We start from the raw sequence: 15,542 nt of genomic DNA, 5'->3' as shown, positions 1-15,542 counted from the left end.
CATCCTCCCCTTAATCTTTGAATTTAATCTTCGAATCTCAACCTAAATCCCTAAATACTTTATCACTATACACGCTATTCGTCAATTATTTGTATACATTATACAAAAGTCAGATTGCTCGATGGTCTGACCTTCTGATGAGCACACCTAAAAATTGTTGACAGACTTCTGGCCTGATGGTATACTCATATACGAGTTGAGCTTGAAATCGGGGGAGGGGACGAAGTGCGCATCGTCTTCCTAGGGCAGGCCCCGTTCGGGCGTGACTGCCTAAAAGCATTGGTTGACCAAGGTGAAAAAATTGTCGGAGTATTAACAATCCCTGAGCAACCCGGACAAAAGGCTCCTAACCCGGTAAAGGAGCTGGCTTTGGAGCTGGGCTTGCCGCTGCTCCAGCCTCCCAAGCTTAAGGACCAGGCCGTTATCGATTGGGTAGCCTCGCTAAAACCTGACCTCCTCGTCCTAGCCTATGTTACACAGTTCGTTCCCAAGGCCATGATAGACTTGGCCACCTACGGCGGTATAAACTTCCATCCTTCCTTGCTTCCCAAATACCGCGGCGGAAGCGCTATGAACTGGGCCATCATCAACGGTGAGACAGAGACCGGCATTACCATCCACCAGATCGACGAAGGCGTAGATTCTGGCCCTATAATCCTTCAGGAGAAGGTTCCCATCGATCCCGACGACAGCGTAAAAACCCTCTACTTCGGCAAGATTTATCCCCTGGGCGTTAAAATGGTAGCCGAGGCGGTACGGCTGATTCGTGAGGGGAAAGCGAAACCCGTGCCTCAGGACGAAAGCCAGGCCACCTTCCAGCCCGTGATAAAAGAAAAGGACGTAGGGATAGACTGGACTAAACCTACCCAGGTTATTTATAACCTCATTAGGGGCTCTGATCCCACACCGGGTGCGTGGTGCGTATTTCGCGGGGAGAAATTGAAAATCTGGGAAGCGAGGCCCACTTCCGGGAAGGGGACTCCCGGTGAAGTTCTCGCTTTAAGCGATGACGGCTTTACGGTGGCTACAGGTGACGGGGCTATACTTGCCAAGCGCGTGCAGTATACCGGCGGGGGCAAAGTACCTGCGGCCGACTGGGCCAAGGAGCAGGGCCTGAAGGTGGGCGATGTCTTGGAGAGCGGGCGGGCGGAGTAGCCGCTGCCTGGTAATCGTATAGCCTAGTTTAATTCACTTTAATTAACTTGCAATAAAATTTAACTTAAACAGCATAAATAGGAGGTGGTGGGGCAGCGTTTGGCAGTTCTGAAGACTTGTGAAATAATGTGCATTTACTACACAAAGATAGAGAGGGGGATAAAATTCCTATGCCTAAGATGGTAGAAATACGCTGGCATGCCCGCGGCGGGCAGGGGGCGGTTATAGCCTCCCGTTACCTGGCTGCCTCAGCCATCCGGCAGAACCTTTATTTCCAAGCCTTTCCCCAGTTCGGAACTGAGAGGATGGGGGCGCCCATTGTAGCCTACACCCGTATAAGCGATGCCCCTATAAACCTGCGCTGCGCGATCGAAGAGCCGGATGTGGTGGTAGTGCTGGATCCCACCCTTCTTAAGTCGGTGAACGTCACCGCCAACCTGAAGGAAGGCGGAAGCATAATTGCCAACTACCCCGGTACGCCGGAAGAACTGGCCAAAGAGCTGAATATTGACGGGAAGTTTAAGGTCTATACTCTGGACGCATATAAGATTTCCACCGAGGAGATAGGGCGGCCCATTCCCAATACCCCGATGGTAGGGGCCCTGGCCAGAGTTTTAGGGATTATCTCCTTGGATAACGTCCTGGCCGAGTTTGAGGAGCAATTTAGCCACCGGTTTAAGCCGGAAATAGTCGAGAAGAACCTTAAGGCTGTGCGGAGGGCCTATGAGGAGGTGCAAGGAGTATGACCGTCCAGATAAACGATGCCATCCGCAAATTAGACAAAAAATCCTTCCCTGCCTGGTACGAGATTCCCTTGGGAGGAACCTTGGTTGCGGAAGGTTCTACGGATTACCACACCGGTAGCTGGCGGACCAAGCGGCCTATATGGAACGCTGAAGAATGCTCTCATTGCATGATATGCTGGATGTACTGTCCCGAGACCGCCATTAAGGTGGAGAACGGAAAAGTTGTAGGGATTGACACCAACCTGTGTAAAGGTTGCGGTATATGTGCCAACGAATGCCCGCGGGAGAAGGCCATGACCATGGCCCCGGGCGGCGAGTATTAAAAGGGAGGGGGAAGGAGTATGAGGAAAACCATCGGGTTGACCGGTGATGGCGCGGCGGCCGAGGCCATGCGCCAGATCGATCCTGATGTGGTGGCGGCCTATCCCATTACACCGCAGACAGAGATCGTAGAACGCTTTGCCGAGTTTGTGGCTGAGGGTTCTGTGCATACGGAATTAGTTACGGTAGAAAGCGAGCACAGTGCCATGAGCGCTTGCTGCGGTTCGTCCGCTGCAGGAGCGCGCACCATTACCTGTACCTCTTCCCAGGGTTTAGCCCTGATGCACGAGATGCTTTACATCGCGGCCGGAAACCGGCTCCCCATCGTGCTCATAAACGTAAACCGTACCCTGTCTGCTCCCATCAACATCCATAATGACCAGAGCGACAGCCTGGGCTCCCGGGATGCCGGATGGATCCAGTTGTATTGCGAAGGCGCCCAGGAGGTTTACGATACCGTTATCCAGGCCGTCCGCATCGCCGAGGACCGTTCGGTCATGCTGCCCGTGATGGTGTGCCTGGACGGCTTTGTAGTGAGCCACAATGTGGAGCCCATTAACGTGCTGGATGACCAGGAAGTCAAGGACTTCGTGGGTGAATTCCGGCCGGTGATCAACCTTCTCGATACGGAAAACCCCATTTCTATGGGCAACCTTACCCTGCCGGAGTACTTCTTCGAGCACAAGTATGCCCAGGCTTATGCCTTAGAACAATCCAAGCCGGTCATCGCGAAGGTGGATAAGGAGTTCGGGGAAAAGTTCGGCCGCAGCTACGGCATCATCGAAGCCTACCGTATGGACGATGCCGAGATCGCCATTGTGACTCTTGGCTCCATGGTAGGCACTGCCCGGGTAGTGGCCGACGACCTCCGGCAGCAGGGTATAAAAGCCGGGGTTTTAAAGATCCGCTGCTACCGTCCCTTCCCCATTGACGAAGTAGCCGAAGCTCTGAAAGGAGTCAAGGCGGCTGCCGTGATGGAGAAGGCCCTTTCGCCTGGTGCTCCCGGACCCGCCGTGTTTAGCGATGTATTAGGCGCCCTGTACCATAAAGGCGTGCATGTAAACCTTATAAGCTATGTGGCTGGCCTCGGCGGGCGCGACGTACCGGCGAAGAGCATCCGCAGAGTATACGAACATCTGCAAAAGATTGCCGCATCCGGCAAGGTGGACCGCATCCTCAACTACCTCGATCTAAGGGGGTGGCAATAATGGCAAGCCTTAAGGAGCTTAGCCAGAGGGAAATCCTCTTCACCGGAGGTCACCGCTTGTGCGCGGGTTGCCCCGCACCCATTGTAGTCAAACAGGTACTGCTGGCCGCTCCCCACGCTCCGATAGTAGTGAACCCTACTTGCTGCTTGGAGATTTCCTCGGCGGTTTTCCCCTACACCGCCTGGAAGGTACCGTACTACCATAACGCCTTTGAAAATGCTGCTGCCGTAGCGTCCGGTATCGATGCGGCCATTACCGCGCTCCGCCGCCGGGGGAAGCTGGATGAGAACAAGAAGTTTAGCGTTATAGCTATCGGCGGTGACGGAGGAACCTACGATATCGGGTTCCAGGCCCTATCGGGCATGCTCGAGCGCGGCCACCGGGTCCTATACGTCTGTTATGATAACGGAGCCTACATGAATACGGGTATCCAGCGTTCAGGAGCAACACCCTATGGGGCTTGGACTACTACGAGCCATGTGGGCGATGCCCAGAAGGGTAAGCAGCAGCACAGGAAAGACCTGGCCTGGATTGCCGCAGCCCACGGAGCCTATGTGGCCAACGCTTCCCTGCATAACTGGCGGGACCTCATGCGTAAAGTGGAGAAGGCCTTAAACTACGACGGGCCCTCCTTCATTAACGTACAGGCTCCCTGCCCTCGCGGCTGGCGCTTCCCGGAGGATAAGACCGTGGAGATCGCGCGGCTCGGTACCGAGTGCTGCTTCTACCCCCTGTACGAAGTAGAAGATAGGGGGCGGAAGTGGGTTATAAACTATGTGCCCAGGAACAAGATACCCGTAACGGAATATCTTAAGCCCCAGGGACGCTTCGCCCACTTCTTCCAGAAAGGCAACGAATACCTCATTGAGGAGTTCCAAGCCGAAGTGGACCGGCGCTGGGAACACCTCCAGCGGCTGGCTAAAATGAGCGAGGACCTGTAAGGGTACAAGAAAAATCCCTTTCCCCTGCTCCCCGAGGAAGTATAAGGGAGACCCCTCGGGGAGCAGGGGAAAAACGCTTTATAGGAGGTTATCTCGACTTATCTTGGCCTACTGGTTAGACCATAAGAGGGCCAGATAGGACGAAAAAGGAAGCAAGGACTGGAATTAAGGGCGCTGACGCCTGCAGAGAAAGCAATATAAAAGGATGATGGCTTTGACTATTTTGCCTAAAGATTGATAAAATGGCAACAAGGAAAAGTAGAGCGGAAATAGTCTCTTAAGGAGTGGGTGGACGATAGAAGGGACCACGGGTGGTATAAGTGACAACGGGCAGGAGATATTTAAAAAACCTTCCCCGGCGGGGGCGTAGTGGAAGTAAAGTTTCAGCAAGCTTAGTAATTTTTTGTCAAGGGCGGGGGGCAAAACACTATGGTGGATAGGGATACTTTAAAGGAACTCATCCAAATAGTCGGCCGGGAAAACGTACTGACCTCGGAAGTTTCCTTGGCTACTTACATGTACGACGCCACTTTGCTTTACGGTAAACCCGATGTGGTCGTCTTTGTGGAAAATGCTAAACAAATAGCCTCTATACTGAAGCTGGCCAACTCTAAGGGTATACCGGTTACTCCCCGGGGAGCGGGTATGGGCTTAAGTGGCGGCACCGTACCTAACCGGGGCGGTATTGTGATCGTAATGACCCGGATGAACCGCATTTTAGAGATAGATGCGGAAAACCGGGTGGCTGTAGTGGAACCCGGGGTCACCAACATGGAGTTGCAGAAGGCGGCAGCGGCCTACGGGCTGATGTATGCTCCCGACCCGGCAAGCCAGAAGGTGTCCACCATGGGGGGCAACTTCGGGGAAAACGCCGGTGGTATGCGGGGGATAAAGTACGGGGTTACCAAGGACCATATTCTGGGCGTAGAGCTCGTTCTACCTACCGGGGACATAGTGAACATAGGAGGTAAATGGGAACCCATCTTACCGGAGCTGAACCTGCTGTCACTACTTATAGGGTCGGAGGGGACCCTAGGGATAGCTACCAAGATCACGGTCCGCCTACTCCCCTTGCCACGGGCAGTCAAGACGCTGCTGGCTATCTACAACACCCTGGAAGAGGCCGGTAATTCCGTCTCCCAAATTGTTGCCCACGGCATAATTCCTACTACCTTAGAACTCATGGATAACAAAGTCATCCAGGCGGTGGAGGAGTGGCTGCACATAGGGCTTCCCCTGGAGGCCGGTGCTGTGCTTCTTATCGAAGTTGATGGCTGGGGACCGGAGCTTGAGCGGCAGGCAGAGAAGATAATAGAGATATGCCGGGCTAATGGAGCCATCCAGGTTCAATTGGCCAGGGATGCTGCAGAAAGGGACAATTTGTGGCTTGCCCGCCGCGCAGCCATCGGCGCCATGGCCAGATTAAGACCTTCTTACGACCTAGAGGACGCTACCGTCCCGCGCTCACGGCTTCCTGAGATGCTCCGGCGGGTGGAGGCCATAGCCCAAAAATATAGCGTCCCCATAGGGATGCTAGCCCATGCCGGCGACGGGAATCTTCATCCCTTGGTTTTATTCGACGAACGGGACCGGGAAGAGATGGAGCGGGTACACAAAACGCGAGAGGAGATCTTCCGGGCTGCCTTAGAACTAGAAGGGACCCTCTCGGGCGAGCACGGTATAGGCTTAGGCAAGCTCGACTTTATGCCTTTAGCCTTTACCCCTGCGGAACTTGACTTCATGCGCCGGGAACGCCGCGCCTTCGACCCCCGGGGGATATTAAACCCCGGAAAGTTTATACCGGAGTCCTAGGCTGCTTACTTAGAGATACGTTCTCGCTAGAGAGCACTCGCCTCCACACCTCCTGTCAACAGACTTAAGGCCGCAGGGTTAACATTCTCAAGGGGAGGTTTAGAGATGAAGTCAACCTTCGTGAAGGAGCTGCAGGATGTCCTTGGATCCGGCCAGGTTCGGGATGACGAAGAAGCCCGCCGGGCGGCAACTGTGGACCCGAATTCCCTACCCGATGCAGTAGTTTTTCCCCAAGATGGCGAACAGGTGGCCAGGGTTGTCTTGTTGGCAGCTAAAGAAGGTATTCCCGTTATCCCCTGGGGGGCCGGAAGGCATGCCTTTAGAGGCCTTTTGCCCTTGCGGGGGGGAATAGTCATAAATTTGACGGGCCTACAAAGGGTTCTTGAGTTTGACCAAGATAACCAGACGGCCTACGTGGAAACAGGGTTATCCCTTGCCCAGCTTAAAGAGATCTTCGGTGGCGGCCGGCTCTTTCTTCCTTTGGACCCGGTAGAGGGTGAAGACTGTACTTTAGGTGGGTGCATAGCCAGCCATGCTTCTGGCCCGCGAAAACTGGGCTACGGTACCATTAAGGATTACCTATTGGGATTAGAGGTTGTTTTACCTACCGGCGAAATTGTACGCACCGGAGGAAAGACAGTTAAAAACGTTCAGGATTATGATAACACACGCTTTCTAGCAGGCTCGTGGGGTGCTCTAGGCATCATAACCAAGGCCATGCTGAAGCTTAAGCCTTTACCGGAAAAAGAGGTTACCGTGGTCTTAGGTTTTTCTACACTAGGTGAGGCCTGTGAAGCGGCTTATACCCTGCGCAAAGAATGGGGGCCGGTGGCCCTAGAACTCTTGGATAGCCGTACCTTGGAAGCTTTGAAAAACATAGGGAGCCCCGTTGCGGGAGAAGGTAAGGAGAGATTGGTGGTAGCCTTTGCCGGTTTTACCGAGGCGGTAGACTGGCAGGTAGAACAGGTAGCGGCGCGCTTCGGCCGCAAAGCCCGGATCAATGTCTATGCGAATTCCGAGGCTCAAGCTATCTGGGAAGCCAGACGTAAAGCCTTTGCGGCCTTCTCGGGCGACAAAGGAGGCCTCTTGGGGCAGGTTTCCCTTCCTTTTACCAGTACGGGTAAATTCATCACCGCAGTGGATGAATTTATATCTTCAAAAGAAGCCAAGGCGGGTATCGTGGCCCATTTTGGCAACGGCCACGTGCACATTTTTATAAAACATCCGCCTCTGGCTTATTCGGAGCTGCGGGATTTCCTGACCGGCATAGAGGAGCTAGCCGTAAAGGAAGGGGGCCTTTTCCTGCTAGATAACGTCTGGGATCTTAAGGCCATACGGGAGAAGGTAGAAAACCGGGGTCCTGCCCTTCTGCCCCTCCTCAAGCGCATAAAAGAGGCTTTAGATCCCAAGGGGATCCTGGCTCCCAACAGCAAAGCCATAGCCTACGCTTTGTCTCCCCAAGGCTAAAAGGAAATAAAAAGTGCCTGGGCGGAAAGGAGAAGGCTACAATGGTCAAGGCGTTAAAGGATATGTTGGAGGACGTGGTGCGTTGCAATAAATGCGGGTTTTGCCAGGAAGTATGCCCTACTTATAAGGCTACTGGCGAGGAATTTTCTCTGGCCCGGGGCCGCAACCGCCTCATCCGCCTTTCCCTGGAGGGAACTTTCGACCTGATCCACAACCCTGAGATAAACCACCATATTTACTCCTGCCTCCTGTGCGGCGCCTGTGTCAATGCCTGCCCCTCCTCGGTAATTACGGATACCTTAGTTAAAGCGGCACGGGCCGAGATCACCCGGGCCAAGGGGCAGCCCTTCCCCATCAGGCTAGCCTTGCGCGGGGTGCTGGCAAAACAGCGGAGGCTTACTTTAGGAGCCAAGGCCCTGCGCTTTTACCAGCGTAGCGGTGCGCGCTGGCTGGCGCGGCATACGGGATTCTTAAAATTGCTGGGAGCCCTGGGCAAGGCGGAAGGGCTTTTGCCCGACATCCCGGGCTATACTTTGCGTGACCGCCTGCCTCACATCCTCAAACCTCCGGTCCGGCCCCGCTACCGGGTGGCTTATTTTGCCGGGTGTGTCATAAACAATTTCTTCCCGGCCATCGGAGAAGCCACCCTACGGGTTCTGCAACATAACGATTGCGAAGTGGTCGTCCCTTCTACCAATTGTTGCGGTATCCCCCATGAGGCCTACGGAGACGTAGAAATACTCCTTGATCTAGCCAAACAAAATCTGGAGGCCTTTAAGCAACACAAAGTGGATGCTATTATAACCGACTGTGCTTCCTGTGCCCACGGGCTCCATAATTACGCACAACTTCTAGAAGACGACCCGCACTATAAGGATCTGGCCCGGGAGGTGGCGGGTAAAGTCCAGGATGCGGTAGCCTTTTTAGCCTCGCTGGGTATAAAGAAGGATATGGGCTCCCTTAACATAACCGCCACCTACCACGATCCCTGCCATGCCGTCCGGGGACTTAAAGTAAAGAAGGAACCCCGGGAGATTTTGAAGGCCATCCCAGGCGTAAATTTTGTGGAGATGAACGAGGCCGACTGGTGCTGCGGCGGTGCGGGCTCCTATAATGTAACGCATTACGAGCTGTCCATGCGTATTTTGGAGCGCAAGATGAAGAATTTCCAGCTCACGGGCGCCCAGTATCTTGTTACCTCTTGCCCGGCCTGCCTCCTGCAGCTCGCCCACGGGCTCAACGTACACGGTTTACCCGGAAAGGCAGTGCATATTATGCAACTTTTGGATCAAGCCTACCAGAAAAAGTAGACATATCGCAACTGGGGTCGAGCTTCCCGGAAAAGTAGACATATCCCATCCCCCGGCCGAATAGGAATCATCCTGGAGGTGCGGGGGATGTTTATTTTGGCGCGGCGCAAGGATATTGTCAGAGGGTTAAGGTGGGTTTTAATATTTTTTTTGGGAATGCTGGCCGGCGCTTACCTGGCCGATAAAACACCTCTGGCTATTTTGGTTGGAAGAACCAAGAAACTACTGCCCATCTATAGTGTAGCAACCTCCGAGAAAAAGGTGGCTTTCTCCTTTGATGCCACCTGGGGGGCGGAACACACACCTAAGCTTTTGGAGGTCCTGCGCCAGCATAACGTAAGGACTACTTTTTTTCTTACAAATATCTGGCTTGAAAAATATCCCGACATGGCGAAAAAAATTGCGGCAGAAGGGCACGAAATAGGCCTCCATTCGGCCACCCACCCTCATTTTACCTCCTTGAGTGAAGAGCAGATGGAACAGGAACTGCGGGAAAACCACCGCCTAGTAGAGGAGGTCACCGGATATAAACCCGAACTATTCCGGCCTCCTTTCGGAGATTATAACGATACGGTTATCAGGGTAGTGCAGCGGCTAGGCTATAAGGCCATCCAGTGGGATGTAGATTCCTTGGACTGGCAGGAGCACCTTTCTGCCGAGGAAATCTATCAGCGGGTTCTCAAAGGGATAAAACCCGGGTCCATAGTTTTGTTCCACAATAACGGGAAACATACGGCTACAGTTCTGGGACCCTTGCTGGAAAAGCTTAAAGCCGAGGGATACCAGATAGTACCGGTATCGGAGCTTCTTATAAAAGGTGATTACTATGTAGACCATAACGGCGTGCAGCGCCCTGCACGCTGAAGGCTTAGGCATCTGGTCCGAAAACGCCGCGGGCGCAACTGACGCTTGGCTTAGCATCCCCAGCTTTTGTGGGGAGGGCTACCTTGGCATGAAAGTAAGCAACTAAACTCGAGGGCTAGTTTAGCGCGCGGGTTCCCGGAGCGGGCGTAAAGTCAAGCAAACCCGGGAGCAAAACTGGGGATATTCAGATACCCAGTATGCTGGAAAGAGGCCGCGGAAGATGTTATAATAGGGTAAACCGAAACTAGAAGAACAGGTATGGCTTCCAAAGAGCCAAATCCGGCCGCGGAAAGATATAGTATGATAGGGTAAACCGAAACCCGAAAAGCAAGGTAAGAGGGGAGAAGGAGGATATTAAGGCGCCTTTATGGGAGGCGGTTAAAGCATATACTAAGCGTAAGATCTTCTCCTGGCATACCCCGGGGCATAAAGGGGGAGCGGGGGCCGCAGCGGAGTTCCGTACCCGGTTGGGCCGGGGCGTATTTCAGGCGGACTTAACGGAGCTACCGGAACTGGACAACTTGTATTATCCTGAGGGACCCATTAGGGAGGCTCAAGAGAGGGCTGCCGCTTTTTTCGGGGCAGGCCGCACCTTTTTTCTGGTCAACGGAGCTACCAGTGGTATAGCTTCCGTTATCCTGGCCACCTGCCGGCCCGGGGATAAGGTGCTAGTCCCCCGGTACGCCCACCGCTCCGTATGGTCCGGCTTAATCTTGAGCGGGAGCCGCCCGGTTTACCTCAAGGGATGCTGGCTTAGCACCCTGGGATTGCCCTTGGGCGTTACGCCAGGGGAGGTAGAGGAGGCTTTAGCCCTTCATAAGGGAGTTAAACTGCTGGTTTTGGTGCACCCCACTTATGAGGGGCTCGTTCCCCCGACCGGACGTCTTGTAAAACTGGCCCACCGGTACAAAGTGCAGGTATTGGTAGATGCGGCCCACGGTTCCCATTTCGGTCTGGACGACCGGCTTCCCCCCTCGCCCTTAAAGCTAGGGGCCGATTACGTGGTACACGGCACCCATAAGACACTGGGGGCCTTTACCCAAGCTGCCATGCTCCACCTACGGGCCGGTCTGGACGGGGATGGCGTGGCCGAGGCCCTCCGGCTGCTACAAACCTCCAGCCCCTCTTATCTTCTTCTGGCTTCTTTGGATATGGCCAGATACGTAGCGGAGCTTAAAGGATATAAATTGTGGGCCAAGGCGGTAGATAGGGCCCTTAAGCTTAGGCAGAGGCTGCGGGAGCTCGGGCTTCCGTGCCTGGAGGAGGGAGATGTAGTAGGGGAGGCTGCGGCGGGCCTTGATGTGACCAGGCTCGTTATCCCTACGGGACCCCTGGGCCTTTCAGGCGAGGAAGCAGCGGCAGCCCTAAGGAGGCTCGGGCACGAGATGGAGCTGGCGAGGACCCGCTATGTGGTGGCTATCCTTACTCCCGGGGACGACGAGAGGAGTACCGGGTCATTCCTCCGGGCCCTGAGAACGCTCAGAAAGGAAGGAGCAGGGCGGGGGAGCAAGCCGTTAGAGGAGCTACCCGCAGGGGAAAGCCTACCTCCCTTGGCCATGACTCCGAGGGAGGCTTTTTTTGCCCGGCACCGGTCAGTACCTGTCCGGGAAGCCCAGGGGAAAATCGCAGCCGAACTGGTGGCCCCCTGCCCTCCGGGATATGTAGTGGTGGCTCCGGGTGAGGTTTTAACACCGGAGATTGTAGACAGGCTCACTTTAATCCGGGGTAAAGATTCCCTTATACGGGTAGTGGACGTATGAAAGGAATTTTTATTACTTTCGAGGGGCCCGACGGAGCCGGTAAAACCACCCAGCTTAACCTCTTGGCCGACTACCTCCGGAAGGCAGGACACAGGGTATTGAGCACCCGGGAGCCCGGGGGAACCCCGCTGGCCGAAGAAATCCGGGGATTACTTCTTTCTCCGTGGGTAGAAGAAATACACGGGCTTACGGAGGTCTTTCTTTATGCGGCCAGCCGTGTCCAGCATGTAAGGGAAAAGATTTTACCTGCCCTGGCCGAAGGGAAGATCGTGCTCTGCGACCGCTTTACCGATTCTACGCTGGCCTACCAGGGGTACGGCCGGGGGATCGAACTTGATTTTCTCCGGAAACTCAACTACCTGGCCACGGGAGGCTTAAAGCCCGCACTTACTTTACTCCTCGACCTACCTCCTGAAGAGGGCCTATGCCGTGGCAAAAAGGGTAAAGAGGGTACGGCACGGGACAGGCTGGAACTGCAAGACCTGGATTTCCACCGTAGAGTGAGGGAAGGGTTTTTGGAACTTGCCCGGCAGGAACCCGAACGCATACGGGTTATAGATGCCCGCCAGCCCGTGGAGAAAGTTTTCGCTGAGGTGCTGGCTTATATTGCACCCTGGCTTTAAAATAAGACCTAAAACAGCCTTTCCGGGGGGCTAACCTTGGCTGAAAGGTTAAAGTTTTCTCCAGCCGAACAGTTGGAACAAGCCCTGGCCGCGGACCGTCTAAGCCACGCTTACCTTTTGGTGGGCGGCAGCCTTGAAGAAAGGCTAGAGGTGGCCCGCCGGGTGGCGGCCGCCCTCAATTGCCTGGCCGGGAAAGGCGGACAGGCGTGTGGACTTTGCCCTTCCTGCCGTCAGATGCTCGGCGGAAACCACCCGGATTTTCACTACCTTGAACCGCGCGGGGCCAGCCTTAAAATAGACCAAGTGCGAAAGCTGGAGCTGGAGCTAAGGCTTAAGGCCTTCCAGGGACGGGCAAAGGTGGCGGTCTTAAGCAGGGTGGAAGATTTGACTTTAGAAGCCGCTAACTGCCTCCTAAAAATACTGGAAGAGCCCCCTCCCGGTGTATACTTTTTTCTTCTTGCAGCCCAGCCCGATGCTGTATTGCCTACCATCCGGTCCCGCTGTCAGGTCGTTTATCTTCCTTCCCGGGGGCTTCCCTCCGTAGGGTGGCTTTATTGGCAGGAAATTTTAAGCTCCGATCTCCGGCGGCTTATGGTAGAACTTCTGCCCCGCTTAGAAAGGGAGGAAGATCTTCGAGCCGTAATAGAGGGCTTGATTCTGGCCTGCCGGGAGCACCTGGTATGGGAACTTACGGGCGAAGAGGGGCTACTTTTTTCCCACGGTTTTGGGCAGGGCGGGGACGGCTTGAGCGGCTCGGAGTGTCCGCCGGGTCCCGACAATATTGCCGGTGACCGCCCGGTTTCAAGTGGGGAGGATGTGACCCGATTAGATAGCAGGTGGATACCCCCGGAAGTCCTGTGGAGGTGCTACAAGCACTTAAACAAGGCCCGGATTTATCTTGAGCAGAACGCCAACCGCCGCCTACTTTTAGAAGTTAGCCTCCTTAACTTGTATCGGGAGCTTAAATCGGGATCAATATAAGCTTTAAGAATAAAAAAGCGCTAGGGAGAGAAATTTGGGGCGGGATGGGGAGAAACGGGATTAAACGAAAGGAGATAGGTGGCTAGAAGGAAAGAAGGGGAAAGTATTGGCTGTTGTAGTAGGGGTGAGGTTCAAAAAGGCAGGTAAAATATACTATTTTAGCCCTGGGAGCCTGGAATTAAAAGTGGGAGATAAGGTAATCGTGGAGACGGCACGGGGGCTGGAGTACGGCGAAGTAGTGGTAGGCCCCCGGGAGGTTCCGGAAGAGGAGATAGTGCCGCCTCTTAAGCCCGTACTCCGGAAGGCAACCCCTGCCGACGAAGAACAAGTAAAAAGGAACAGGGAACGGGAACGGGAAGCCTGGGCCATCTGCCAGGAGAAAATAGAGAAACACGGGCTTCCCATGAAACTGGTTGACGTGGAGTTCACCTTTGACGGGAGCAAGATAATTTTTTATTTTACTGCCGAGGGTCGGGTAGACTTCCGGGAGCTGGTACGGGATTTGGCTGCCGTCTTCCGCACGCGCATAGAGCTACGCCAGATCGGTGTAAGGGATGAAGCAAAAATCATAGGAGGTTTAGGTTGCTGCGGCCGGGAGATCTGCTGCGCGACTTTCCTAGGTGAGTTCCAACCCGTTTCCATCCGCATGGCCAAAGATCAATGCCTTTCGCTAAATCCCAGCAAGATATCCGGGCTGTGCGGACGCCTTATGTGCTGTTTGCGGTTTGAGGATGATATTTACCAGGAAGCCAAACCCTTTTATCCCGAGGTGGGGGACAAGGTCAGAACCCCTTACGGTGAGGGGGAGGTGACCGCCCTTAACATCCTTAAGGGTACGGTGGTAGTAGAACTTCCCGAACGAGGTGTAGTGGAATTCCGCAGGGAGGAAGTCGAGGAAATTGAGTGAATTTAACCCGGAAGACACCCTAATAGCTGTGCTGGCCGGCCTAGAGGTGAAGGTGGCCGAAATACAGCGAGAACTAAGGAGGCTTAAAGCGCTGGCCCGGAACCTGGAGGAGGAGAATACTAGGCTTAGGGCCTGGCTGACAGAAGCCGCCTCTGAAATCAAAGGAGAGGATAAGCTCCGTCTTCTCTACGAGCAGGGCTACCATATCTGTCCTGCCCAGTTCGGACGGGTGAGGAGTACCGAAGGGTGCCTTTTTTGCCATAGTTTCCTGGAGAAGAGGGGATAGAGTTGGCAGGTCGCCTCTTCTTAGTAGGCACTCCCTTGGGGAATTTGGAAGATATTACCCTGAGAGCCCTAAGGGTATTAAAAGAAGTAGACCTTATTGCTGCCGAGGACACCCGCAGGACCCGGGCGCTTCTTTCTTACTATAACATCCACAAACCCCTTACCAGCTTTCACCATCACAACCGCAAAGAAAAGGGCCCGGTCCTCATCCGGCGACTTCAAGAAGGGCAGGACATCGCCTTAGTTACCGATGCAGGCATGCCGGGCATTTCCGATCCCGGGGAGGACCTGGTGCGGGAGGCCTTGGGCGCCGGTATAGAAGTGATTGCCGTACCCGGCCCCAGCGCGGTCATTACCGCTTTAGTGGTGTCCGGGCTGCCCGCCGGAAGATTCGCCTTTGAGGGCTTCCTCCCCCGTGCGGGTAAGGAACGCAAGGAGAGGCTCGCGGACCTGGCTTATGAGGAGAGGACCCTGATACTGTTTGAGGCCCCCCACCGCCTGACGCGGACTCTTAAGGAGCTTTTAGAGGCCTGGGGGGACCGGCCCGTGGCGGTGGGAAGGGAGCTCACCAAAAAGTTTGAAACCGTCTTCCGGGGGACTTTGCAGGAGGCCTTAAAGTATTTTGAAGAGACCCCCCCACGGGGAGAATGTACTTTGGTGGTAGCGGGTGCCTCAAGAGAAGTTCCCGCCTTCGTCCCGGAGGAGGCGGCTTTGCTGGTAGAGGCCCTAGAAAAGGCAGGACGGCCGCACAAAGAAGCCTTGACTATGGTAGCCAAGTTTTACGGCCGCCCCCGGCGGGAAATATACAAAGCTTGTCTTTCCCGGAAGACCTAAACAGCTATAGAGCTCATGGCCCGGGCACAATCCCGGCACACGTTTTTACCCCGGAAGTTAGTTACATTCTCCGCATTTCCGCAGAACACGCAGGCCGGCTCGTATTTCTTAAGGATTATCTTTTCCTGGTCCACATAAATTTCCAGGGCGTCCTTTTCCTCAATACCCAGGGTACGCCGCAGCTCTATAGGGATGACGATCCGGCCTAGCTCGTCCACTTTACGCACAACCCCGGTGGATTTTAACATGGCTCTCCTCCCCCTTTCTTTCTACATGTTTCGACATTCTATCTACAGAGTACCACCTTTTCCATTTCTAGTAAACTCGA

The 15,542-nt window shown here is 54.5% G+C and carries 16 protein-coding genes; 15 read left to right on the top strand and 1 reads right to left on the bottom strand.

Annotation, left to right across the window (positions count from 1 at the left end):
- The first annotated feature begins 225 nt into the window (after positions 1–225).
- The 15 genes from fmt (at position 226) to rsmI (ending at position 15,214) form a co-directional block, all read left to right on the top strand.
- Positions 226–1,155: a methionyl-tRNA formyltransferase gene (gene fmt, locus L5656_RS02345; RefSeq protein ID WP_297198472.1), complete on the top strand. Its 930-nt coding sequence runs from the start codon at positions 226–228 to the stop codon at positions 1,153–1,155.
- A gap of 170 nt (positions 1,156–1,325) precedes the next feature.
- Positions 1,326–1,901, top strand: a complete 576-nt coding sequence (locus L5656_RS02340) for a 2-oxoacid:acceptor oxidoreductase family protein (protein WP_297198469.1) — start codon at positions 1,326–1,328, stop codon at positions 1,899–1,901.
- On the top strand, positions 1,898–2,224 hold the full coding sequence (locus L5656_RS02335) for a 4Fe-4S binding protein (RefSeq protein ID WP_297198466.1): 327 nt from the start codon (positions 1,898–1,900) through the stop codon (positions 2,222–2,224). Before L5656_RS02340 ends, L5656_RS02335 begins: the two co-directional genes overlap by 4 nt.
- A gap of 18 nt (positions 2,225–2,242) precedes the next feature.
- On the top strand, positions 2,243–3,430 hold the full coding sequence (locus L5656_RS02330; RefSeq protein ID WP_297198463.1) for a transketolase C-terminal domain-containing protein: 1,188 nt from the start codon (positions 2,243–2,245) through the stop codon (positions 3,428–3,430).
- Positions 3,430–4,371 (top strand): thiamine pyrophosphate-dependent enzyme, encoded by a 942-nt coding sequence (locus L5656_RS02325; protein WP_297198460.1) that lies wholly within the window; start codon positions 3,430–3,432, stop codon positions 4,369–4,371. Before L5656_RS02330 ends, L5656_RS02325 begins: the two co-directional genes overlap by 1 nt.
- A gap of 429 nt (positions 4,372–4,800) precedes the next feature.
- On the top strand, positions 4,801–6,183 hold the full coding sequence (locus tag L5656_RS02320) for an FAD-binding oxidoreductase (RefSeq protein WP_297198455.1): 1,383 nt from the start codon (positions 4,801–4,803) through the stop codon (positions 6,181–6,183).
- A gap of 105 nt (positions 6,184–6,288) precedes the next feature.
- Positions 6,289–7,650: an FAD-binding oxidoreductase gene (locus L5656_RS02315; protein ID WP_297198452.1), complete on the top strand. Its 1,362-nt coding sequence runs from the start codon at positions 6,289–6,291 to the stop codon at positions 7,648–7,650.
- A 41-nt stretch (positions 7,651–7,691) separates the two neighbouring features.
- Entirely contained in the window at positions 7,692–8,960 is a 1,269-nt protein-coding gene (locus tag L5656_RS02310) for a (Fe-S)-binding protein (protein ID WP_297198449.1), read from the top strand.
- 87 nt (positions 8,961–9,047) lie between these two features.
- On the top strand, positions 9,048–9,824 hold the full coding sequence (locus tag L5656_RS02305; RefSeq protein WP_297198446.1) for a polysaccharide deacetylase family protein: 777 nt from the start codon (positions 9,048–9,050) through the stop codon (positions 9,822–9,824).
- Positions 9,825–10,177: 353 nt separating this feature from the next.
- Entirely contained in the window at positions 10,178–11,584 is a 1,407-nt protein-coding gene (locus L5656_RS02300; protein ID WP_297198594.1) for an aminotransferase class I/II-fold pyridoxal phosphate-dependent enzyme, read from the top strand.
- A complete protein-coding gene (tmk, locus tag L5656_RS02295; RefSeq protein ID WP_297198443.1) occupies positions 11,581–12,207 on the top strand; it encodes a dTMP kinase in 627 nt (208 codons plus the stop codon). Before L5656_RS02300 ends, tmk begins: the two co-directional genes overlap by 4 nt.
- Positions 12,208–12,243: 36 nt before the next feature.
- Positions 12,244–13,188: a hypothetical protein gene (locus L5656_RS02290; RefSeq protein WP_297198441.1), complete on the top strand. Its 945-nt coding sequence runs from the start codon at positions 12,244–12,246 to the stop codon at positions 13,186–13,188.
- A 106-nt stretch (positions 13,189–13,294) separates the two neighbouring features.
- Positions 13,295–14,095 carry a PSP1 domain-containing protein gene (locus L5656_RS02285; protein ID WP_297198438.1) on the top strand — a complete coding sequence of 267 codons (801 nt, stop codon included), beginning with the start codon at positions 13,295–13,297 and terminating at the stop codon, positions 14,093–14,095.
- Complete coding sequence (locus L5656_RS02280) at positions 14,088–14,381, top strand: initiation control protein YabA (protein WP_297198435.1); 294 nt, start codon at positions 14,088–14,090, stop codon at positions 14,379–14,381. The genes L5656_RS02285 and L5656_RS02280 overlap by 8 nt, the downstream gene beginning before the upstream one ends.
- A 2-nt stretch (positions 14,382–14,383) precedes the next feature.
- Entirely contained in the window at positions 14,384–15,214 is an 831-nt protein-coding gene (rsmI, locus tag L5656_RS02275; protein WP_297198432.1) for a 16S rRNA (cytidine(1402)-2'-O)-methyltransferase, read from the top strand.
- Here rsmI and L5656_RS11300 read toward each other — a convergent pair.
- Positions 15,211–15,462 (bottom strand): AbrB/MazE/SpoVT family DNA-binding domain-containing protein, encoded by a 252-nt coding sequence (locus L5656_RS11300; protein WP_366017795.1) that lies wholly within the window; start codon positions 15,460–15,462, stop codon positions 15,211–15,213. The genes rsmI and L5656_RS11300 overlap by 4 nt on opposite strands.
- Positions 15,463–15,542: the final 80 nt, after the last annotated feature.

It is taken from the genome of Thermanaeromonas sp. (assembly GCF_021890735.1).
Lineage (GTDB): Bacteria > Bacillota > DSM-521 > Neomoorellales > Neomoorellaceae > Thermanaeromonas.
This window is presented reverse-complemented; position numbering and strand designations above follow the sequence as displayed.

Bases quoted from the DNA above. Each gene is read 5' to 3' on its own strand.
- tmk (WP_297198443.1), top strand. From the start codon at position 11,581: ATGAAAGGAATTTTTATTACTTTCGAGGGGCCCGACGGAGCCGGTAAA.
- L5656_RS02310 (WP_297198449.1), top strand. From the start codon at position 7,692: ATGGTCAAGGCGTTAAAGGATATGTTGGAGGACGTGGTGCGTTGCAAT.
- L5656_RS02315 (WP_297198452.1), top strand. From the start codon at position 6,289: ATGAAGTCAACCTTCGTGAAGGAGCTGCAGGATGTCCTTGGATCCGGC.
- L5656_RS02305 (WP_297198446.1), top strand. From the start codon at position 9,048: ATGTTTATTTTGGCGCGGCGCAAGGATATTGTCAGAGGGTTAAGGTGG.
- L5656_RS02325 (WP_297198460.1), top strand. From the start codon at position 3,430: ATGGCAAGCCTTAAGGAGCTTAGCCAGAGGGAAATCCTCTTCACCGGA.
- L5656_RS02335 (WP_297198466.1), top strand. From the start codon at position 1,898: ATGACCGTCCAGATAAACGATGCCATCCGCAAATTAGACAAAAAATCC.
- L5656_RS02320 (WP_297198455.1), top strand. From the start codon at position 4,801: ATGGTGGATAGGGATACTTTAAAGGAACTCATCCAAATAGTCGGCCGG.
- L5656_RS11300 (WP_366017795.1), bottom strand. From the start codon at position 15,462: ATGTTAAAATCCACCGGGGTTGTGCGTAAAGTGGACGAGCTAGGCCGG.
- L5656_RS02340 (WP_297198469.1), top strand. From the start codon at position 1,326: ATGCCTAAGATGGTAGAAATACGCTGGCATGCCCGCGGCGGGCAGGGG.
- L5656_RS02330 (WP_297198463.1), top strand. From the start codon at position 2,243: ATGAGGAAAACCATCGGGTTGACCGGTGATGGCGCGGCGGCCGAGGCC.